Source organism: Serratia sp. Ag1, from assembly GCF_000743355.1.
In the GTDB taxonomy this organism is placed as follows: Bacteria; Pseudomonadota; Gammaproteobacteria; order Enterobacterales; family Enterobacteriaceae; genus Chania.
Genome location: NZ_JQEI01000003.1, coordinates 158,837 through 180,975, shown reverse-complemented (window position 1 = coordinate 180,975; position 22,139 = coordinate 158,837). Strand labels below are relative to the sequence as shown.

Genomic DNA, 22,139 nt, shown 5'->3' with positions numbered 1-22,139 from the left:
TAGATTCTTGTACAATGCGTCGCTTCATTAAGTTGAGAGTTTTCTTAACGTATTGATTGTGAAGCTTTTCATTTTTGCGACGATTATTTAATAGACAAGAACGCTGTTTGTTGAGTTTGAGAGCGTAGGCACGAGTGTGGTTGAGGTTTGACCACACTTGTTGTTTATAGAGGGCTATATGAAGATTATCGTTACCGGTGGCGCTGGTTTCATTGGTTCAGCCGTTGCTAGGCATATTATCAATAATACCAGGGACCAGATTCTGGTGCTGGATAGCCTGACCTATGCGGGTAATCTTGCATCGCTGAAAGTGATCTCCAGCAATGATCGTTACCAGTTTGAGCAGATAGATGTTTGTGATCGTACGGCATTGGATCGCGTTTTTGCTGAGTTTAAACCTGATGCTGTGATGCATTTGGCGGCAGAAAGTCATGTAGACCGTTCAATTGACGGCCCGGCGGCATTTATCGAAACCAATATCGTGGGTACCTATACCTTGTTAGAGGCCGCGCGCCAGTACTGGCAAGGGGTAGGTGAGCTCGCAAGAAAAGCATTTCGTTTCCACCATATTTCAACCGACGAAGTGTATGGCGATCTGTATGGCACTGACGATCTGTTTACTGAAACCACGCCTTATGCGCCGAGCAGCCCTTATTCCGCTTCCAAAGCCTCTAGCGATCACTTGGTCAGAGCTTGGCTGCGTACCTATGGCTTACCGACTATTGTGACCAACTGCTCAAATAATTACGGCCCTTACCATTTCCCTGAAAAGCTGATACCGCTGACGATCCTCAATGCATTGGAAGGAAAAGCATTACCGGTCTATGGTAATGGGGCACAAGTTCGTGATTGGCTTTATGTAGAAGATCACGCTCGTGCTTTGTATCAGGTGGTTTGTGAGGGCGCTGTGGGCGAAACCTATAACATAGGTGGCCATAACGAGCGGCAAAACATAGAGGTAGTGCAAACAATCTGTCGTTTGTTGGATGAACTGGTGCCAACTAAGCCAGGTAACCTCACCAAGTATGAAGATTTAATCACTTTTGTCACCGATCGCCCTGGCCACGATATGCGTTACGCGATCGATGCATCAAAGATCGAACGTGAACTGGGCTGGAAGCCGCAAGAAACTTTTGAAAGTGGCATCAGAAAAACCGTTGAGTGGTATTTGGCTAATGAAGCTTGGTGGCGCAGCGTAAAAGATGGTTCCTATGTTGGGGAACGTTTAGGTTTGGTTCATTAACTTATATAAAAAGACGTATTGTTTTCCGGTGCGGTAATTATGAACAGCCCACCATCAGAGGCACCAGCCAAGTAGCTTGTTAAGACCTCATAACACAATACTCATCGAAAATGATTGTGGAGAAATAGAATGCAGGTCACAGATACCAAAATCGCTGGAGTGAAGATTATTCAACCAAAGGTATTTGGGGATGCGCGCGGATTCTTTCTGGAAACTTTTGAAAAAAAACGTTACCAGGAAATGTTAGATATCGATATGGATTTTGTGCAAGACAACCATTCGCGCTCTGCGCGTGGGGTTCTGCGTGGTCTGCATTTCCAAAAGATTAATCCCCAGGGGAAACTGGTGCGTGTCGTCCGTGGGGTAGTGTTTGATGTGGTGGTTGATATTCGGCCTGATTCACCTACTTACGGTTTATGGGAAGGGTTGGAGCTATCAGAAGAGAATAAAACTCAGTTCTGGATCCCTCCTGGTTTAGCTCATGGTTTTGTAGTGCTCTCTGATTCAGCAGATTTTGAGTATAAATGTACTGATTATTACAACCCGGTGCACGAAGGTTGTCTGTTGTGGAACGATCCTGATGTGGGTGTTGAGTGGCCGGTTACCAATCCTTTATTATCAGAAAAAGATAAACTCGGTAAGTTATTGAAGGAGTTAGAGCAATGAAGGTATTACTTACCGGTGCTAATGGGCAATTAGGGCGCTGTTTTTGCGATCGTTTGCCAGCCGGATGGAGCGTTCTGGCAACTGATGCTGACACTCTGGATATTACTGACTTCGAGAAAGTGAGGTCGGTGGTCGCGGAATACCAGCCAGATTTTATTGTTAATGCGGCTGCTTATACAGCGGTTGATAAAGCTGAATCTGAGAAAGACATTGCGATGCAGATTAACGAAGTAGGGCCCAAAAATTTGGCGCTTGCTGCTAATGAATATGGTGCCCGGTTGGTTCATATCTCTACAGACTATGTTTTTGATGGTGAGGCAACCGTGCCTTATGTTGAGATGGCCACCACAAACCCATTGGGGGTGTACGGTAAAACCAAATTGAATGGTGAACTGGCCGTCAGTGAGATTCAGCCCGCGGCTTTGATTATCCGTACCGCATGGGTGTTCAGTGAATATGGCAATAACTTCGTCAAAACCATGCTGCGTTTGGCTGAGAACCGCGATAGCTTAGGTGTTGTAGCTGATCAGCGCGGTTGCCCAACTTATGCTGGCGATATCGCTAACGCACTGCTTGTATTGTTACAAAAGAAAGCTCCCGGTGGTGTCTATCATTTCTGTGGCAATAGTGAAGTAGCCTGGAGTGAATTCGCCGAGGTAATCTTCTCCTCAGCATTGCAGTTGGAAGTGTTGACTCAGGCCCCTATAGTCAACGCTATCACGACTGAACAGTATCCAACCCCAGCCAAAAGGCCAAAATATTCCGTTTTGAATTGTGCAAAAATTCAGAATGAAGGTGTTGAATTATCACCATGGAAAGAGCGGGTTGGCTTTGTTGTAACTCGCTGCCAGTCTTAGTCGTTCTGTACTTTCATGTAGGCTTGTCTTTAACTCTTTATTATTGATAAGCCTACGTGTTCTCTTGTTCAATTTGAATGCATATTTCCCACCTCCTTGTTGCAATCTGCAAAACCCTACCTCTCAAATTATTTGCGCTGATTAAATACTCAAATTATTTCCAGGTGCCCGAAAAGTAACCATAAAAAATTTTTTTAGCCAAGTTTTTATGACCAATCTCGGATATTTTGAGGATTTGTGCTAACCTCCGGTGCTTCGTTTGTCATACTCGCGCTGAGCCTTTTGGGGTTTTAGCCCCGGGTGGCTTGTATATAGTTTTCTCTTAGAAAATGTTGTTACAGAATTGCCCCTTCACTGGATGAAATGAAAGGGATACGGTTGTCCCCTTTGGCGCTTTACTCATCAAGTTGTACGTTTTTGCTCTGTTTGGGCAAATAATGAGCGCAACCACTACCCAATCTGTATGGCTATGCATCATGGCAAGTATTACGGGTTCAGGAACTTCATACGGCATGTCTTTAGAATCAAAACAATATCAAATCGTTGCTTCAATTGTATTGTTCAACCACAGCTTCGCCCAGTTGGAGGATACCTTGTCATCCCTGCTTAGCGAGCCCTGTGTTGAAAAGATTGTCTTGGTTGACAATGGTAGCTCTGCGTGGGCAGCCGCGCTGGAAAATCCACGGATACACTACATCCCTCTCGGGCAAAACCGAGGGTTTGGTTGTGGGCACAATGTTGCTATGAAGCATTACCTGGATAAATGTGGTTACTTCTTGATTTGTAATCCAGATATCAGTTTTGCCCAAGGGGAGCTTGAGCGTCTGTATCATTTTGCTCGTGACGGAAACCATAAGTTTGTTTCTCCTCGTATCCACTATAGCGACGGGCGATTTCAGTACAGTTGCCGTTTATTGCCCACACCGGCAAACTTGTTCCTGCGTCGCTTTATGCCGAAGTGGGGCATAAAACTTGATGTCATCTACGAGCTTCAGCACGCTGACTACACCCAATCTTTTTCAGTTCCTTCGGTTTCTGGTTGCTTTATGTTGATGGAATCACAGCTGCTGAAGCAACTGGGTGGATTTGACGAGCGATACTTTATGTACTTGGAGGATGTGGATCTTTGCAGGCGTGCGCTGTCGTTGACTGATATCGTGTTCTATCCTGATGCCACGATAATCCATGTTTTTAGTAAAGGCTCTTATAAGAGTTTGAATTTATTTATTTATCATATCAAATCAGTTATTTCATACTTTAACAAGTGGGGGTGGTTTTTTGACCAGCAACGTACCCTTATTAACCAAAAATGTTTAAAGACGATTCCCATGACTTCTCCTGCTGAGAAGCGGTAAAATGTTCGATTAGCAGAAGTGGCGGTTTTATGAGTCTAATTAAATCTAAGGTATCTGTGATGTTATCTGTAACTGGGTGTGATTTTGGTTTGGGGCATGTTGCGTGTGTGATGGGGGGGGTTAATGAGCAATCCGCATAAAATGCTGCCATTCTCGCCACTTGCCTTGATTCGCAACATCTGGGGGTTTAGGCCTCTTATTCTGCAGATGACTAAGCGTGAGGTGGTTGGCCGCTATAAAGGATCAACGATGGGCTTGGCGTGGTCATTCTTAAACCCTCTGTTCATGTTGATCGTTTACACTTTTGTTTTTTCAGTGGTGTTCAAGGCTCGTTGGTCTGTTGGTGGTGATGAAAGCCGCACTCAGTTTGCCGTTATTCTGTTTGTTGGCATGATTGTTCACGGTTTCTTTGCAGAAGTGGTTAACCGAGCGCCGCAAATCATTCTTGGTAATACCAACTATGTGAAAAAAGTGGTGTTCCCTTTGGAAACACTACCCGTGATAAGCCTCTGTGCTGCGTTGTTTCACACCTCAATCAGCGTGATTGTGCTGTTATGTGCTTTCTTCCTGTTTAACGGTTTCCTGCACTGGACAATTGTTTTCTTGCCGTTGGTTCTTTTGCCGCTGGTGATTTTTTGCCTGGGTTTAGGGTGGATCCTGGCGTCATTGGGCGTTTACATTCGCGATGTAGGGCAGACAACAGTGATCATCACTACAGTGATGATGTTCCTTTCACCCGTGTTCTTCCCAATTACTGCTTTACCCGAGAAGTACAGGGTATGGATTATGTTGAACCCGCTTACTTTTATTATTGAACAATCGCGTAATGTATTGATTTGGGGGCGAGTCCCTGATTGGCTAGGGCTTGGCATTTATACCTTGGCTGCGTCGGTCGTAGCTTGGTTGGGTTTTGTTTTCTTCCAGAAAACCAGAAAGGGGTTTGCTGATGTCCTCTAATGAATTTGCCATTGAAGTTAAGGGATTAAGCAAGTGCTATCAGATTTACGATCGTCCACGTGATCGTCTGAAACAGTTTTTTGCCCCTAAACTGCAGCGCGTTGTGCGCAGAGAGTCACGCCGCTATTTTCGCGAGTTCTGGGCGCTAAGGGATGTTTCTTTTAGCATCAAAAAAGGCGAGACCGTTGGCATCATTGGACGTAATGGTGCAGGTAAATCTACCTTGCTGCAAATGATCTGTGGCACCTTGACCCCGACCGAAGGGGAGATCCAGGTTCATGGCAGAATCGCAGCATTGCTGGAGCTAGGGGCTGGTTTTAATCCTGAATTTACTGGCCGGGATAATGTCTATCTCAACGGTTCTGTCTTGGGTTTTACTCGCGAACAGATTGATGCCCGCTTCCAGGAGATTGTTGATTTTGCTGACATCGGTGAGTTTATTGATCAACCGGTAAAAACTTATTCAAGTGGTATGTACATCCGTTTGGCATTTGCCGTGCAGGCGTGCGTTGAACCAGAAATACTGATCGTTGATGAAGCCTTGGCCGTCGGTGATATTGGTTTCCAGTATAAATGTTATAAGCGAATGGAAGCGCTGAGAGCAAAGGGCGTGACCATCATTATGGTTACTCACTCGACGGGTAGCATCCTTGAATACGCCGATCGTTGCCTGGTGATGAGTGATGGCCAGTTAGTGGTGGATACTTATGATGTTCTTGCCGCCGTTCTTGCCTACGAGAAAGGTATGCTTCTCTCGCAGGCTGTGAAACGCGAAAAGACAGCTAACTTGTCATCATCTGTCGTTATGGATCAGTCCTCTTTAGCCACTTTGCAGCAAGAGCAACTGAATGCTGAGATTGGGGAAAAACGCTTTGGTAGTGCTAGAGCCATTCTGCAACACCTGGAAATTATCAAATCAGATGGCACTACGCTTTCAGATAAACCTTTGGTACGTTCCGGCGATGAGTTGACTCTGGATTTCACTATTCTTGCCTCGGAAGAGATTCGTGATGTCGCACTCGGTATTTCCATCTCAAAGGCCCAAGGCGGTGATATTTGGGGTGACAGTAATATCGGTGCCGGGAGTCCGTTAGTACTGAGAGCTGGTGAACAGCATGTAATTTATAAGGTGAAATTGCCAATAAACTCAGGTGACTATCTGGTTCACTGCGGTTTAGCCTCATTACAGGGTGGCGTGCGTGAAGAGTTGGATCAGCGTCGGCCAATGATGAGATTAAAATTTTGGTCTTCTCGTGAATTAGGCGGTGTGGTATATGCCCCTATCAGTGTATTAAATGAGGAGTAATTAGCCGCATGTTCGCGACATTTTTACCACCCTATGCATTTAGGGGAGTGAAAGCTCCATATCTTTGGGTTTTCTACAGGCTCTTGTCTTCGCTGAAGGAACGTTCATTATTTATCACAGGTGAAGACTATCTGATTTCGCCTGATGAATGGCAAAAGAATGGGCGCTGGGAGTTTGATCTTGCCACGATGACTAATCTGGGCTATGAAATTCCTTCTGAGCAGTCGCTGGCCCAACATGATTATTTCTATCTCACAGAGAGCGTATTTGAAGAGTTACTTGCTTCATGTAACTATAATCCGATACAGGCATTTAGAAAAATGCTGACGCAGCGAATCCCTGCGTTAGAAATAAAATTACATGAATGTCTTTCTGGTCACTCGGCTGAAAAGATCGAAGGGGTATTAGCGATCTGCAATTGCCCATCATTGGAGGCTGTTGCTGAGTCATTGTCAATTCCTGTGCTCCATATTGAGGTTGGGCCACTGCGTATGCCAGCTTACTTTAATACAGGTTATTTAGACTTTACCGGAGTTAATGGGCATACAGAGGCCGAGAAAAGGTACTCAGATATCGAGGGATTGTGCCAGGTTGATGTTTCGGCTGATGAGTTACATCGTTATTTTTTACGTGATCCTTACGTCAATACTCAGTCAATCGATGCCGATGTTGGCATTGTTTTTCAGGTTGAAGATGATTCAAATTTGATTGCTTATGGCAATGATTTTGATAATTTGACTTTGCTATCATATGCGCGAATGCATTATCCACAGAGCAGTTTCTTGCTAAGAACCCATCCAGCCAGCCAATTTCAAATTAAATCGGGTGACTATGATATCGATCACTCACCCATGAGCTTGGATTTTGTGCATCGTTGTCGCCACATTTTGACGATCAACTCGAGTGTAGGTCTCGAAGGGCTCTTAACCGGTATACCAACAACAGTACTTGGTGATAGTTCCTATAAGTATGTTACGCAGGCTAAGGATGAGCAGGAAAAAGTCAATCGTCTGGCTTTCTATCTGTTCTCTTATCTGGTTCCGTTTGAATTGCTTTTTGATATTGATTATCTGCGCTTTCGTATTGCACAGCCGGATGAGAACGCAATTCTGAATTACCACATTGAATATTATTCGACCGAGAAAGAAGGGTTGCTGAAAATGCAGGGCATGACTCTGGGTGAGTTGGTTTCAAAACATGTGAAGCTTGAAAATGAAAAGCAGGATGTAATGCAGCAGGAAATTAAAGCTGCAGAACATCACCTGATTACTGATATTGAGGGCAAGCAGAGTATTATTTCTTCTCTGCAAGAACAATTGCTGTTGCAGCAAGATCAATTAGCGTTACAGCAGAAGCAATTGGAGCAATTGTTGTTGCTGCAAGAACAACAGCAACAGCAACAGCAACAAGAACAGCAGCAACAACTGTATGTTCAAGCTCAGGAAAATAGTGCTGAGCGAGAATCACTAAAAAAGCAAGTAGCACTCCTTGCTCAGCAACTGGATGAAAACTCCATCGCGATGAGTAATCTTCGCAAAAGCTTATCATGGCGTTTAACTGTGCCGGTACGAATGACTGGTAGATTAGTTCGTGGCGAGTTTACCGTGATTAGAGACATCTTTAGAAGCTATTTAAGACAACGTGCTGCGTCAAAATCGCATTCGTTGATAGGCAAAAGCTGGCAAGCATTTCGTGCGCATCCTCATCCGTACCGTGTATTGTTACAGAAATCTAAAGCGGCAGGAAAGCTTTTGTTAACTGGGCGCTTCGGTGAGTTTAGGCAGAGCTTGTTGCGTGTCGCCAAGAATACCACCAATACACCTATGCCATTAACGAGTATTGATACCGATCACGTTGTTATTTTGACAACTCGTCATACACTCTTTGTTGCTCATCTACTGGAGAAAACGTTGAGTGAAGTTGGGCGTGGCGTGACGATCATTGAGGCTTATTCAGCGGCTGCTGATAATGGGCAATTACATATCGTTATTTGCCCGCAGATTTTCTCTGAACTGCCGCAAAACTTCGTTGCTTTCCAAATGGAACAATCTATTAATCCTCGTTGGTTCACACCAGAGTATTTTGCAATTCTGGAACGTGCGATGGCGATTTTTGATTATTCATTGACCAATATTTCATATCTGTTGGAGAAAGGGATTCCTTATCAGAAACTCTTTTATCTGCCGATAGGCCCGTATGCCGGTTATGAAGAGCAACTCATCGCTAAGGGGCATCAGTTAACGAGTAACGAGACATCGGTGGATGTGTTGTTCTACGGCGATACAAATTGCGAGCGCCGCCGTGGTTATTTGGAACAATTAGGTAAGCGTTTCAGGATTCATGTGGCATCAGGTGTCTTTGGTGATGAACTGACGTGTCTGGTAAAGAGTGCAAAGTTGGTTATCAATCTGCATTACTATGAAAATGCACTACTTGAGACGACCCGTATTTATGAAGTGCTTTCGTTAGGAACGCCTATTGTTAGTGAAGAAAGTGTAGACATTAGCGAACACTCACATCTCTTTGATTTAATAGATTTCGCACCTATTGGTGATATTGATGCTATGGCGGAGAAAATTGAGCGTTTGCTGAATGAGAGTGATTACTACACAATTCGCAAGCAGGATATCGCTAATTTTACGCGTAGTAACGTCATGTTTGATGCTTACTTTAAACGCTACTTACTGGCAAATGACTTAATTGGTTTCGATGTTTACAAGCAGAGTGTCGATTTTATTCCTAGAGTCGACGCTGATATTCCTAAACTGTGTTTGTCATTGACTGAAACACCAACGCGCAAGCAGGACTTCCTCAGTAAGCCAACGCATGGTTTCCAGGTTATTGAAGGTGTTCGTCATCGAATTGGCTGGATTGGCTGTGGTATGAGTTATAAATATATGCTGTCTGTGCTGGCCGATCGGAATGCTGAAATTGCCATGATATGTGAGGATGATGCTCTTTTCCCAGAAGATTTCGAGCTTAAGTTAGAAAAGATCGTGAGCTATCTTGAGCACAGTGGTTGGGATTGGCATATATTCTCTGGCATTATTGCACATCTTAATGAGGACACAGAGATTCTGGCCGTTGAGGAGGTTGATGGTATTGAATATATCTACATCAACCGTATGACAAGTACGGTTATGAATATTTATTCGCGCCGTGGAATAGACGCTGTTAGCCATTGGGATGAACGTAATGTTGATGCTCAAACCAACACCATAGATCGTTATTTGGAGTCAGTGCCAAATCTGGTTGTAGTGACTACATTGCCTTTCTTGGTGGGGCATGCAGAAGACCAAACCTCTACGCTCTGGGGGTTTGTGAATACGCAGTACTTGGATATGATCAGTGAAAGTGAGCGTTTATTGCAGGAAAAAGTCGACGCTTTTAAAGCGTCAAAAGCTGCCCAGGTTGTGTAATCTGATCTTGAAGCACTAGCTTTACAACCAAGGCACTTCGGTGCTTTGGTTGCTTTGGCACTATTGAGCGAGTCGTCAATTCTGTGACCTATCACACCAATCACTACCCACCGCCCTCAATCCTGAGTTAACATGTGCGCCACATCAAAAAAACCTGTTGGCCGCGAGCCGTGATACAGGTGTCATCTTCAGACAGGAGTTCCTAATGTCCAAACAGCAAATCGGCGTTGTCGGCATGGCGGTGATGGGCCGCAATCTGGCATTGAACATCGAAAGCCGTGGTTACACCGTTTCTATCTTTAACCGTTCAGGTGACAAAACTGACGAAGTTATTGCTGAGAATCCGGGTAAAAACCTGGCCCCTTACTATACCGTCGAAGAGTTTGTCGCATCGCTGGAAAAGCCGCGCCGCATTCTGCTGATGGTAAAAGCGGGCGAAGCAACGGACAAAACCATTGCCTCTCTGACGCCACATCTGGAAAAAGGCGATATCCTGATCGATGGCGGTAACACCTATTATCAGGATACCATTCGTCGCAACCGTGAACTGTCGGCACAAGGCTTCAACTTTATCGGCACTGGTGTTTCTGGTGGTGAAGAGGGCGCGCTGAAAGGGCCTTCTATCATGCCGGGTGGCCAAAAAGAAGCTTACGAACTGGTAGCGCCGATCCTGAAGAAAATCGCTGCGGTAGCCGAAGGTGAACCTTGTGTGGCCTATATCGGTGCTGATGGTGCCGGTCACTATGTGAAAATGGTGCATAACGGCATCGAATATGGCGATATGCAACTGATTGCCGAAGCCTACTCTTTGCTGAAGCAGGCGCTGAATCTGAGCAACGAACAACTGGCTGAAACCTTTGCCGACTGGAACAAAGGCGAACTGAACAGCTACCTGATCGACATCACCAAAGACATCTTCACCAAGAAAGACGAAGAAGGTAAATACCTGGTTGATGTGATCCTGGACGAGGCCGCTAACAAAGGCACTGGCAAGTGGACCAGCCAGAGTTCACTGGATCTGGGTGAACCGCTGTCGCTGATCACCGAGTCCGTGTTTGCGCGTTACCTGTCCTCGCTGAAAGACCAGCGCGTTGCAGCCTCCAAAGTGCTGACCGGCCCTAAAGTGGCTGCGTTCAGCGGTGATAAAGCCGAGTTCGTGGAAAAAGTGCGTCGCGCACTGTATCTGGGCAAAATCGTTTCCTATGCACAGGGTTTCTCGCAGCTCAAAGCCGCTTCCAAAGAAAATAACTGGGATCTGAACTACGGCGAAATCGCCAAGATCTTCCGCGCTGGCTGTATCATCCGCGCCCAGTTCCTGCAGAAGATCACCGATGCGTATGCGGAAAATGCCGACATCGCTAACCTGCTGCTGGCTCCTTACTTCAAGCAGATTGCTGACGAATATCAGCAGGCGTTGCGTGATGTGGTTTCCTACGCGGTGCAGAATGGTATTCCGACGCCAACCTTCTCTGCGGCGATCGCCTACTACGACAGCTATCGCTCAGCGGTGCTGCCTGCCAATCTGATTCAGGCACAGCGTGACTACTTCGGTGCTCACACTTACAAACGTACCGACAAAGAAGGCGTGTTCCATACCGAATGGATGGAATAATTCCGGATATTGGACGATAAAAAAGCCGCCGAGGTTAACGCCTGGCGGCTTTTTTCTATGGTTATAATGCTGAGATGTGATTCAGTACTGTACTTGGTTTACTTCGATGTATTATTAACACCATAGAGATTTCTGCTGCTGTCCATCAGAATCCCACCTGGGAATTGTTGTATGGCATTTGGGCCCGAAGTTGCAACGTAATCAGAGTTGGATGGTTTATTCTCAAAGAATGCTTGGCTTGGATCATTTGGAAATATAACAGCATTAACCATGTTGTAACCAGCACTGTTACCCCATTTAAGTTGAGCGATTTTATTATTATGTAATTGCACATTCAAATTATTAGCACCAGAGAAAAAGCTTTCATCACCTATTTGTATACCATAGGTTTTGTTAGCGTAGAATGTGCCCTGTATAATGGAGTCATTTGAGCGTAGCAGTAAGCCAACTCCTTTATTTGCTTCACTCTCAATGCCATAAGCAAGAATATTTGCTCCCGATTCTGTCCTCATTCCGTTACCATTCGCGTATAGATGTGTGTTAGTTAACATTAATCCTCCACCGCTATAGTAGTCTTCTTTATGCAATACATCTATTCCCCAGCCATCATTGTTTGCAACAATCATTCCGGAAACAATTGAGTCATGTGGGCCGCGCATGGTCCAGCCATTACCTTTATTACTAATAAGTTTGACTCTGGTAAAATAAGATTCCATCGCATCATTTTCATCAGGATGCACAGAGCCGCTGGGAATAAATTGAGTAACTAACGCGTCACCAGAGAATCGTTCTACTGATACGTCCTCTAACCAAAACCACAGGCCATATATTTCAATGCCATTAACTCCTGGTTTTTTACCATCACCACCATCTATTGTGACATCTTTGATTTTAATATATTTCACGCCAGGAAGGCTTTTACGGTCGCCATCTAGGCTTGAATTGAGTTTTAGAGCTTCTTTTTCACTTAACTTTGATAATTTTTCATAGTCGGCACTTTGGATAACTGGTCCCGCGGAATCTCCCGTTAACCTCAGTTGAGTTCTATAAATTCCAGAGCCAATAACCTGAGAGGCGTTATCAATTATAATACAGGGAGATGCAGTGCAGGTCCAAATACCTGGGGAGAACTCAAGAACTTGTCCTGCACCCAATTTTATCGTTGACTTTATTTCACCTGGCTCAGAGACTTTGATAGTGATTTGTTTACCATCGGCAGCCATTACTTCGGCATTGATTTTTTCCCCTAGGTCATCTGCAGAAAAAGCATATGCTTGGCTTGATGTAATGAGAAAAAGTAATGATAAAAATGATAAGGGCCGAACTAGCATTGATAACTCCTTTTTCATACCTGCTTAAAAGAAGTTTAATCATATATTATTATATGCCAATAACCTATCATTCTCTTGGTGAAACAAGCACGGTGATATGTTGTAAGAGCCTATCGGAAAATAGACTCTTACAAGGAAAAAACTATTTCTGATGCCGTTCCCGTAAGCGGCCAATCACCTTGCTCAAATCCAGATCCTGATCCTGCAGCAACACCAGCAGGTGATAAATCAGGTCCGAAGCCTCGTTGGTCAGCTCTTCACGGTCGTTCACCGTGGCAGCCAGAGCGGTTTCTACTCCTTCCTCACCGACTTTCTGCGCGATACGCTTGGTGCCGCTGGCGTACAGCTTGGCGGTATACGAGCTTTCTGGGCTGGCGGTTTTGCGTTCGGCCAGCAATTGTTCAAGCTGATAGAGGAATCCCCAATCGCTGGTTGCCGGGTGGAAGCAGCTATTGTGGCCTAAATGGCAGGTCGGGCCAATCGGGTTTGCCAGGATCAGCAGGGTATCGTTATCGCAGTCTGGCGTCATGCTGACCACGTTGAGGAAGTGGCCAGAGCTTTCGCCTTTGGTCCACAGCCGCTGTTTGGTGCGCGAGAAGAACGTGACTTTGCCGCTCTGCTCGGTTACCGCCAGCGCTTCCTGATTCATATAACCCAGCATCAATACTTCACCGGAGACGGCGTGTTGAACGATCACCGGCAGCAAGTTGTCGGTTTTTACCCAATCCAGCTGATTTCTTTGTTGTTCTGTTAACACAAACGCATCTCCACGCCACGTTCCGCCAGGAACTTTTTCAGTTCGCCGATATTAATAATCTGCTTATGGAATACCGAAGCGGCCAGCGCCCCGTCGACATTGGCATCGCAGAAGGCCGCCAGAAAGTGCTCCATGGTGCCCGCACCGCCAGAGGCGATCAGCGGCACTTTGCACACTTCACGCACTTTCTTCAACTGTTCCAAATCATAACCATTGCGCACGCCGTCCTGGTTCATCATGTTAAGCACGATCTCCCCAGCACCGCGTTTTTGTACTTCTTGCACCCAATCGAGAGTTTGCCATTCGGTGACCCGGGTACGGCTTTCGTCGCCGGTATATTGATTGACGTGATATTTGCCGGTTGCGGCTTCATACCAGGTGTCGATACCGACCACAATGCACTGCACGCCAAAGCGATCTGCCAGGCGGCTGATCAGGCTTGGATCGGCCAAGGCCGGTGAATTGATGGAGATCTTGTCCGCACCAAACGACAGTATTTGGCTGGCGTCTTCGGCGCTTTTAATGCCGCCGGCTACGCAGAACGGAATATCGATCACTTCCGCCACCCGTGATACCCAGCTTTTGTCTACCACGCGGCCATCGCTGGAAGCGGTAATATCATAAAACACCAGTTCGTCAGCCCCTTCCTGCGCATAGCGTTGGGCCAGCGGCACGATATCGCCAATGATTTCGTGGTTACGGAACTGCACGCCTTTTACCACTTGCCCGTCTTTAACATCCAGGCAGGGGATTATCCGTTTTGCCAGCATGCGATTGCCTCCTCGACGTTGAATTTACCTTCCAGCAGGGCACGCCCAACGATCACCCCTTCAACACCACTGCCGCGCAACTGGGCGATATCATCCAGATTGCCGATCCCGCCAGAAGCCTGGAAGGCGATCTGCGGATAGCGCTCGCACACTTCCTGATACAACGCCACGTTAGAACCTTTCAACGTACCGTCACGTGAAATATCGGTGCACAGCACGTGTTTCAGGCCGAACGGCAGGTATTGTTCCACGACCTGCTCCAGCGTAGCGTCTGAGTTTTCTTGCCAACCGCTGATCGCCACGCGTTTGGTGCCTGCGGCATCAATGCGCACGTCCAGCGCCAGCACCATGGCGTCAGCGCCGTAGCGCTCAAACCAACCTTGCACCATCTCCGGCTGTTTCACGGCGGTGGAACCAATCACTACGCGTGTTGCGCCAGCCTCCAATAAAGCGGCGACATCTTGCTCATTGCGAATGCCGCCGCCGACCTGTACCGGCACGTTGACGCCAGCCAGCAGCTTGCGCAGCAGCGGGATCTGGCGGGCTGCCGGGTCTTTAGCGCCAGTCAGATCCACCAGATGCAGCACTTGCGCCCCCTGGCGCTGGTAATCCTGTAAGCGCAACAGCGGATCGTTGCCGTAGTCGCGCTGCTGGCCGTAATCGCCCTGATGCAGGCGCACTACATTGCCGTCGATCAAATCCAAAGCAGGAATAATCATGCTGCTTACATCTCCAGAAAATTTTTCAACAGTTGAGCTCCAGCTGCGCCAGACCGCTCGGGATGAAACTGCACGCCAAAGAAGTTGTCTTTTTGTACGGCGGCGGTGAACGCCTCGCCGTAGTTCGCCTGAGCGATGGTGCTTGAGCATATCGGCATCGCATAACTGTGAACAAAATAGAAGTAAGCACCGTCCTCGATGCCACGGAACAGGTGGTTGCCTGCTTGAGATGTCACCTGATTCCAACCCATGTGCGGCAACGGCAGGCCGAGATCGTTCATCTGTTTCACTGGAGCATCGATAATCCCCAGCGTTTTGATACCACCGTTCTCTTCGCTGCTTGCTGCCAGCAATTGCATACCGAGGCAAATACCCAACACTGGCTGGGTACAGGCTTTGATCAGCGCGATCAGGTCGCGCTGCACCAACTGCTCCATCGCCGCCTGCGCAGTGCCGACGCCCGGTAGAAACAGCTTATCAGCGCGCAGCACGATCTCAGGATCGCGGCTGACCTCAGGTTGATAACCCAACCGCTGTACCGCGTAGTTAACGGAAGAGAGGTTGGCGCAACCGGTATCCAGAATCACCACGTTCATCACAGTACCCCTTTTGAACTTGGCAGGGTGTTGCCCTCAACGCGGATCGCCTGGCGCAGCGTGCGGCCAAACACTTTGAACAGGCTTTCGACACGATGATGATCGTTTCTGCCCTTGGTTTTCAGGTGCAGGGTGCAGGCCATGGTGTAAGACAGCGAACGGAAGAAGTGCTCGACCATCTCGGTGCTGAGATCGCCCACGCGCTGGTAGTTGAACTCGGCGCGGTATTCCAGGTGAGGGCGGCCAGAGAGATCGATGGCACAGCGTGCCAGGCATTCATCCATTGGCAGCACAAAGCCGAAGCGTGCAATGCCGCGCTTGTCGCCCAGCGCTTTGTTCAGCGCTTCACCCAGCGCCAGCGCGGTGTCTTCTACCGTGTGGTGATCGTCGATGTACAGATCGCCATTCACCTGAATATCCATGCGGAAGCCGCCGTGGGTAGCGATCTGATCCAGCATATGGTCGAAGAAGCCAACACCGGTCTTAATCTTGCTGCCGCCTTCGCGATCCAGCCAGACGTTCACGTCAATCTGCGTCTCTTTAGTGACGCGGTTAACGTGCCCATGACGATCGCGTTGGGTCAACTGGCGGGTGATGGCTTTCCAGCCCAGGGTTTCACGTTGGTACAACAGCCCCTGAATGCCCATATTGTTAGCCAACTGGACATCGGTCTGGCGATCGCCGATCACGTAGCTGTTGGCTATATCCATCACGCCCGGCTGCAGGTAACCTTTCACCATGGCAATTTTCGGCTTGCGGCACTCGCAGTTGTCTTCCGGTTTGTGCGGGCAAATCAGGATATCGTCGAACTTCACGCCCTGCGAACTGAGGATCTGCATCATCAGGTTGTGCGGCGGATCGAAGGTTTCCTGTGGGAAACTGGCGGTGCCGAGGCCGTCCTGATTGGTGATCATCACCAGCGTAAAGCCCGCCTGTTGCAATGCCAACAGGGAAGGGATTACGTCTGGCTCCAGCGCCAGCTTATCCAAACGGTCAACCTGGAAATCTTCCGGGGGTTCAGCAATCAGCGTGCCGTCGCGATCGATAAAGAGGAATTTCTGGCTCACATAGGCTCCTTTGCGCCAAGCAGGGGTTTGAGGGCGTCAATGACGCGCTGGCATTCTTCACGCGTGCCGATGGTGATGCGCACGCAGTTGGCAAGACCAGGCTGTTTATGTTGATCTCGTAAGATAATGCCCTGATCCCACAGCGTTTTAAATACATTACTGGCAGCCGTGCAGCGCAACAGCAGGTAGTTGCTGTCGCTGGTGAATACCTGTTCGACGCAGGCGCACTCTTGCAGCGCCTGTTGCAGCCAACTGCGGTTGGCGCTGATTTCTGCCACCCGCTGACGCATCTGGCGCAACCCTTCGGTGCTCAAGGCCTGTGCGGCGATATCGGCTACCGGAGTAGAGAGCGGGTAGGGCGCGATCACTTTCAGCAGCAGGGCGATGACGTCGGCATTAGCCAGGGTGAAACCGCAGCGCAGGCCAGCCAGTGCGAAGGCTTTTGACAGCGTGCGAAGAATCACCAGGTTAGGATAATCGCTTAGCCAGCCAGCCACTGAAGCCTGTGGGCAGAATTCGATATAGGCTTCGTCAATGGCGACGATCGCTTTGCCAGCAGCCATCTCCAGCAGTGCACGCAGGTCGTTCGGATCCAGCAGGTTACCCGTCGGGTTGTTCGGGCTGCAGGCGTAGATCAGCTTGACGTTATCCAGGCTGGCAGCAATGGCGGGCAGATCGAGCTGCCAGTCGGCTTTGGCGGCCACAGTGCGGCGTTCGACACCGAAAGTCTCGGCGCTGACGGCGTACATGCCGTAGGTTGGTGGGCAGAACAGAATGGCGTCTTTGCCCGGCTCGCAGAAGGCGCGGATCAGCAGTTCGATACCTTCATCAGCGCCACGGCTAACCAGTACCTGATCCTGATTCACCCCGGCGTAAGCGGCGTAGCGTTCGATCACCAGTGCCGGCTGGCATTCCGGGTAGCGGTTGAAAGTTTGTGCGGTCAGCTGGAACTCTGGTGCGACCGGGTATTCGTTGGCGTTCAGCCAGACGTCACCGTTGCCGCCCAAACGGCGTGCCGACTGATAAGGCGTCAGCTCGCGCACGTTTTTACGTGCTAATTGTTCAATGCTCATGCTTGCTCCTTCAAGGCGGCGACGCGTAAGGTCACGGCGTTTTTGTGGGCGATCAACTGCTCGGCTGCCGCCAGCGTTTCAATAGTGGCAGCCAGATTCATAAAGCCCTGCGGTGTCAGTTCCTGCACCGTCATGCGCTTTTGGAAGTCCGCTAACCCCAGGCTGGAACAGGTGGCGGTATAGCCGTAGGTGGGCAACACATGGTTGGTGCCGGAAGCGTAATCCCCGGCAGATTCCGGTGACCAGTCACCGAGGAACACCGAACCGGCGCTGGTAATGCTGTCTACCAGATCGCGCGCGTTGCGGGTTTGAATAATCAAATGTTCCGGGCCGTACTGATTGCTGATGGCAATACATTCGGCTAGATCCTGTGCCACGATCAACCGGCTGCTGGCCAGCGCCTGGCGGGCGGTTTCTGCGCGCGGTAAGGCGGCCAACTGCTGCTCAACCGCTTGTGCCACTGCTTGCGCCATGGCAGCATCCGGCGTCAGCAGGATCACCTGTGAATCAGGGCCGTGCTCGGCTTGCGACAACAGATCGGAAGCGACAAACGCCGGGGTCGCGCCGCTGTCGGCAATCACCAGCACTTCGGAAGGGCCTGCGGGCATATCAATTGCCGCACCGTCCAAACGCTGGCTGATCTGGCGCTTGGCTTCGGTGACAAAGGCGTTGCCTGGCCCGAATATTTTATCCACTTGTGGCACGGAATCGGTGCCGAACGCCATGGCAGCAATGGCCTGCGCTCCGCCGACCTGAAACACTTCCTGTACGCCGCACAGCTTGGCGGCATAGAGGATTTCATCGGCAATCGGTGGTGGTGAGCACAACACCACGCGGCGGCAACCGGCGATACGTGCCGGAGTCGCCAGCATCAATACCGTAGAAAATAGCGGTGCGGAACCGCCGGGAATGTACAGGCCGACCGAGTCGATCGGGCGGGTTACCTGCTGGCAGCGCACGCCAGGCTGGGTTTCAATATCTACCGGCGGCAGTTTTTGTGCATTGTGGAAGGTTTCCACGTTGGTGACGGCGATCGCCATCGCCTGTTTGATTTCGTCCCCCAAGCGGGCGCTGGCGTGTTCGATCTGTTCGGCGGTAACACGCAACGCGCTCACTGCGGTTTTATCAAACTTGGCGCTGTATTCACGTAGCGCGCTGTCACCGTTGGCCTTCACGTTGTCGAGGATCTCACGCACCGTGCGGGTAATGCTGTCTGATGCGGAGATCGCCGGGCGCATCAGCAGTTCTGCACGTTGCTGCGTGCTGCATGTAGCCCAGTTGACGACGGTATTGAAGTTCGACATGGCGTTACTCCATCATCTTCTCAATCGGCAGCACCAGAATAGAACTGGCACCCAGGGCTTTCAGCTTTTCCATGGTTTCCCAGAACAGGGTTTCGCTGCTCACCATGTGCATCGCAACGCGGTTTTGCGCACCGGCTAACGGCAGGATGGTTGGGCGTTCGGCACCCGGCAGCAGGGCGATAATCTCTTCCAGGCGCTCGCTTGGCGCGTGCAGCATGATGTATTTGGATTCACGCGCCTGAATCACCCCCTGAATACGGGTCATCAGGCGGTCGATTAACTGCTGCTTAGCCGCTGGCATTTCACCGTCGCGCTGGATCAGGCAGGCTTTGGAGCGGTAGATCACCTCGACTTCGCGCAGGCCGTTGGCCTCGAGCGTTGCGCCGGTGGAAACCAGATCGCAGATGGCATCGGCCAAACCAGCACGCGGTGCCACTTCGACCGAACCGTTCAGCAGGCAGGATTTAAAACGAACGCCCTGTTTGTCGAGGTATTGCTTCAGCAGGTGTGGGTAAGAGGTGGCGATGCGGGAGTCTTGCAGGCTTTGCGGGCCGGTATATTGGCTGTCCAGCGCGGTAGCCAGCGACAGGCGGCAGGAGCCAAAATCCAGGCGGCGCAGCGTGATGTAACGCGGATCTTCGCCTTGCGCCCGGCGGTTGAGCAGCTCTTCTTCCAGCACGTTTTCACCGATAATGCCCAGATCGACCACGCCGTCCATCACCAGCCCCGGGATATCGTCATCACGCACGCGCAGGATATCAATCGGCATATTCTCGGCGAAGGCAATCAGGCGTTGCTGTTGCAGGTTGATTTTGATCCCGCAGCGGGCCAGCAGTTCCTGAGAATCTTCACTCAGGCGGCCTGATTTCTGCATTGCTATCCGTAAACGTGTTTTATCCAGCATGGTAACCTCTGATTAATCTGTAATTTAATGAATTTATTATAAAAAATTATCTTTCTGTCTGTCCGGAACCAAAAAAAAGCCCTCGGAAGGTATCTTCCGAGGGCTTTTTCTTGCGTTTGTCAGGTTCTACGCGCCACTGGAAGATTCAAACTGTCTTCCAGCACACATCGCCCGAAAGACTAGTCAGGGTGATGGTGATGATGGTGGTTGAACTGAACGCGAGTCATGTGTTTTCTCTTTAAATTAAATCAGCCAATGCTGAGTTGCTGATTAACCTAAACTATCCGTATGGCCTCGCGCAACTGTTTTTTGCCATTATAAATTTAATTCATTGAAACAGGTTGAATTATTACCCCATTAGGCCTATTAAAATTAGCTATTAATCACCGAGCGCTACCATCTTCAGGAGAAGAAGTTAATGAAAAAAGTTGCCATCATTGGCCTGGGCTGGTTGGGCATGCCATTGGCGTTATCGTTGATGAGCCGTGGGTTTGAAGTGGTTGGCAGTAAAACCACGCCAGACGGCGTAGAAGCCGCACGGATGAGCGGTATTGAATGTTATCAGCTTGAACTGACGCCTGAACTGATTTGTGAGGCGCATGATCTGGAACAACTGCTGTACGCCGACGCGTTGGTGGTCACGCTACCAGCCCGGCGTACCGTAGAGGGCAGTGAAGGTTACTTTCGTGCTGTGCGGATGCTGGTGGATAGCGCGATAGCCTTCGGCGTGCCGCATATTATTTTTACCAGTTCGACATCGGTGTATGGCGATACTACGGGCACAGTAGAGGAAGATTCGCCGCTGCAACCGGTGACTCCGTCAGGGAAAGTGCTGGCAGAGCTGGAGCGCTGGTTGCATGAATTGCCAAACACCTCGGTAGATATTCTGCGCCTGGCTGGGCTGGTGGGGGCCGATCGTCATCCAGGCCGTTTTCTGGCTGGCAAGGTTGACGTTAAGGGCGGTTCACACGGGGTCAATCTGGTCCACCAGGATGACGTGATCGCCGCTATCCAACTGCTGCTGCAATTGCCAACTGGGGGGCGCGTTTATAACCTGTGTGCACCAGGTCATCCCACCAAGCGTGAATTCTATCCGGCACTGGCGGCGCAGTTGCAGTTGCAACCCCCGCAGTTTGCCGAAGAACCGGAACAGGCAGGGCGGCTGGTAGATGGCAGCCGGATCTGCAAAGAACTGGGGTTTGAATATCAATATCCCGATCCGGTACGGATGCCGATCAGTTGAATCGACTTTTTCTCTAACGTGGCACGCTGTTGGTCAGATCGGCTAACAGCGCCGCCAGCGGCTTTTTCGGCTGGCCGGGGCGGATAACCAGGCTTAACTGCGCCTGATAGGTCAGTGGTTGCCCTCCTAACTGCTTCATTAATCCCTGTTCGACCCAACGGCTGGCAAAATGGGTCGGCAGATAGCCCAGGTATTCGCCGCTGAGGATCAGATGGGCCACGCTTTCCATATGGTAAGCCATGGCACCCAACTCCAGCGGTGCCACAGGGCAAAGCTGTTGTGCCAGTAAGTAACCGCGTTTTACCCAGCGGGCATTTTCGATTTGTTCACGGCTTGGGGTTTCAACGGCAAATAGCGGATGTTCGCTGCTGCAGTAAATCGCCTGCGATTCTTGGCACCAAGGGTGATAAACCAGTTCGTTCAATTGTTGGCCGAAATAGCCAATCCCCAAATCCAACTGCTGATTCAGTAATCCCTGCTCAATTTCAGCAGGTGAACAGATACGGCATTGAAACTGCACGTCCTGACGGCGGCGGCGAAATTGCCTGATGGCCTGGCTGAAAGGGATCCCCGGCAAAGAGACCAGATTATCCACCAGGCCGATTATCAGATCGCCGCTCAGCATGCCATTGAGTGACTGGCTGACCCGCGTAAAGTCGCGCGTTGCATTAAACAGCGTGCGGCAGGCGCTCAGCATTCTTTCCCCTTTAGGCGTCAACTGAAAGCCGGAGCGGCCACGCTGGCACAACCTGAACCCCAACCGGGTTTCCAGCGTGCCCAAGTGGGTGCTGATGGTGGATTGATTCATCATCAGAGCATCCTGCGCCGCGCTGACTCCCTGAGCCTCCGCGACTGCCACAAAGACCCGCAGCAGTTTGAAATCGACATCGCTGAGATTGGTGATCATCTTCGCTCTCCCTGAATTATCACTATTTAACGTTGTGACAACATGTCTGATAT

Annotated in this window: 20 protein-coding genes and 1 other annotated feature; of the genes, 9 read left to right on the top strand and 11 right to left on the bottom strand. The window is 49.5% G+C overall.

Annotated elements, in window-relative coordinates; translation table 11 throughout:
• Window positions 1-178 precede the first annotated feature (178 nt).
• The 8 genes from rfbB to gndA all read left to right on the top strand — a co-directional run bounded on the left by rfbB (window position 179) and on the right by gndA (window position 11,415).
• On the top strand, window positions 179-1,243 hold the full coding sequence (rfbB, locus tag IV04_RS02115; RefSeq protein ID WP_037394121.1) for a dTDP-glucose 4,6-dehydratase: 1,065 nt from the start codon (window positions 179-181) through the stop codon (window positions 1,241-1,243).
• A 129-nt stretch (window positions 1,244-1,372) separates the two neighbouring features.
• Window positions 1,373-1,909 carry a dTDP-4-dehydrorhamnose 3,5-epimerase gene (gene rfbC / locus IV04_RS02110; protein WP_037394119.1) on the top strand — a complete coding sequence of 179 codons (537 nt, stop codon included), beginning with the start codon at window positions 1,373-1,375 and terminating at the stop codon, window positions 1,907-1,909.
• Window positions 1,906-2,766, top strand: coding sequence for a dTDP-4-dehydrorhamnose reductase (gene rfbD / locus IV04_RS02105; protein WP_037394116.1), 861 nt, complete (start codon window positions 1,906-1,908; stop codon window positions 2,764-2,766). The genes rfbC and rfbD overlap by 4 nt, the downstream gene beginning before the upstream one ends.
• A 476-nt stretch (window positions 2,767-3,242) precedes the next feature.
• Window positions 3,243-4,121, top strand: a complete 879-nt coding sequence (locus tag IV04_RS02100; RefSeq protein WP_231566220.1) for a glycosyltransferase — start codon at window positions 3,243-3,245, stop codon at window positions 4,119-4,121.
• Window positions 4,122-4,244: 123 nt separating this feature from the next.
• Window positions 4,245-5,078, top strand: a complete 834-nt coding sequence (locus IV04_RS02095) for an ABC transporter permease (RefSeq protein ID WP_037394109.1) — start codon at window positions 4,245-4,247, stop codon at window positions 5,076-5,078.
• Window positions 5,068-6,384 (top strand): ABC transporter ATP-binding protein, encoded by a 1,317-nt coding sequence (locus IV04_RS02090; RefSeq protein WP_037394106.1) that lies wholly within the window; start codon window positions 5,068-5,070, stop codon window positions 6,382-6,384. Before IV04_RS02095 ends, IV04_RS02090 begins: the two co-directional genes overlap by 11 nt.
• A gap of 8 nt (window positions 6,385-6,392) precedes the next feature.
• Window positions 6,393-9,803, top strand: coding sequence for a hypothetical protein (locus IV04_RS02085; RefSeq protein ID WP_037394103.1), 3,411 nt, complete (start codon window positions 6,393-6,395; stop codon window positions 9,801-9,803).
• A 205-nt stretch (window positions 9,804-10,008) separates the two neighbouring features.
• Window positions 10,009-11,415, top strand: coding sequence for an NADP-dependent phosphogluconate dehydrogenase (gndA, locus tag IV04_RS02080; protein ID WP_037394100.1), 1,407 nt, complete (start codon window positions 10,009-10,011; stop codon window positions 11,413-11,415).
• 98 nt (window positions 11,416-11,513) lie between these two features.
• On the opposite strand, the gene IV04_RS02075 is transcribed toward gndA, so the two are convergent.
• The 10 genes from IV04_RS02075 to hisL all read right to left on the bottom strand — a co-directional run bounded on the left by IV04_RS02075 (window position 11,514) and on the right by hisL (window position 20,163).
• Window positions 11,514-12,746, bottom strand: coding sequence for a right-handed parallel beta-helix repeat-containing protein (locus tag IV04_RS02075; RefSeq protein ID WP_037394097.1), 1,233 nt, complete (start codon window positions 12,744-12,746; stop codon window positions 11,514-11,516).
• A gap of 142 nt (window positions 12,747-12,888) precedes the next feature.
• Entirely contained in the window at window positions 12,889-13,503 is a 615-nt protein-coding gene (gene hisIE, locus IV04_RS02070) for a bifunctional phosphoribosyl-AMP cyclohydrolase/phosphoribosyl-ATP diphosphatase HisIE (RefSeq protein ID WP_037394094.1), read from the bottom strand.
• Complete coding sequence (gene hisF / locus IV04_RS02065) at window positions 13,497-14,273, bottom strand: imidazole glycerol phosphate synthase subunit HisF (protein WP_037394090.1); 777 nt, start codon at window positions 14,271-14,273, stop codon at window positions 13,497-13,499. Before hisF ends, hisIE begins: the two co-directional genes overlap by 7 nt.
• Window positions 14,255-14,992 (bottom strand): 1-(5-phosphoribosyl)-5-[(5-phosphoribosylamino)methylideneamino]imidazole-4-carboxamide isomerase, encoded by a 738-nt coding sequence (hisA, locus tag IV04_RS02060; protein WP_037394086.1) that lies wholly within the window; start codon window positions 14,990-14,992, stop codon window positions 14,255-14,257. The genes hisF and hisA overlap by 19 nt, the downstream gene beginning before the upstream one ends.
• A 5-nt stretch (window positions 14,993-14,997) precedes the next feature.
• Complete coding sequence (gene hisH, locus IV04_RS02055) at window positions 14,998-15,588, bottom strand: imidazole glycerol phosphate synthase subunit HisH (protein ID WP_037394083.1); 591 nt, start codon at window positions 15,586-15,588, stop codon at window positions 14,998-15,000.
• On the bottom strand, window positions 15,588-16,655 hold the full coding sequence (gene hisB, locus IV04_RS02050) for a bifunctional histidinol-phosphatase/imidazoleglycerol-phosphate dehydratase HisB (protein WP_037394079.1): 1,068 nt from the start codon (window positions 16,653-16,655) through the stop codon (window positions 15,588-15,590). The genes hisH and hisB overlap by 1 nt, the downstream gene beginning before the upstream one ends.
• Window positions 16,652-17,728, bottom strand: coding sequence for a histidinol-phosphate transaminase (gene hisC / locus IV04_RS02045; RefSeq protein ID WP_037394076.1), 1,077 nt, complete (start codon window positions 17,726-17,728; stop codon window positions 16,652-16,654). The genes hisB and hisC overlap by 4 nt, the downstream gene beginning before the upstream one ends.
• Entirely contained in the window at window positions 17,725-19,032 is a 1,308-nt protein-coding gene (hisD, locus tag IV04_RS02040) for a histidinol dehydrogenase (RefSeq protein ID WP_037394073.1), read from the bottom strand. Before hisD ends, hisC begins: the two co-directional genes overlap by 4 nt.
• A 4-nt stretch (window positions 19,033-19,036) precedes the next feature.
• Entirely contained in the window at window positions 19,037-19,936 is a 900-nt protein-coding gene (gene hisG / locus IV04_RS02035) for an ATP phosphoribosyltransferase (RefSeq protein WP_037394068.1), read from the bottom strand.
• Between the two features lie 70 nt (window positions 19,937-20,006).
• Window positions 20,007-20,140 (bottom strand) — a sequence feature (His leader region).
• A complete protein-coding gene (hisL, locus tag IV04_RS25970; RefSeq protein WP_100396937.1) occupies window positions 20,116-20,163 on the bottom strand; it encodes a his operon leader peptide in 48 nt (15 codons plus the stop codon). Its footprint overlaps the feature before it by 25 nt.
• A 191-nt stretch (window positions 20,164-20,354) precedes the next feature.
• Here hisL and IV04_RS02030 point away from each other — a divergent pair, with 191 nt between their 5' ends.
• Complete coding sequence (locus IV04_RS02030) at window positions 20,355-21,179, top strand: SDR family oxidoreductase (RefSeq protein ID WP_037394064.1); 825 nt, start codon at window positions 20,355-20,357, stop codon at window positions 21,177-21,179.
• Between the two features lie 13 nt (window positions 21,180-21,192).
• Here the strand turns inward: IV04_RS02030 and IV04_RS02025 are convergent, their stop codons facing one another.
• Window positions 21,193-22,086, bottom strand: a complete 894-nt coding sequence (locus IV04_RS02025) for a LysR family transcriptional regulator (protein ID WP_037394060.1) — start codon at window positions 22,084-22,086, stop codon at window positions 21,193-21,195.
• Window positions 22,087-22,139: the final 53 nt, after the last annotated feature.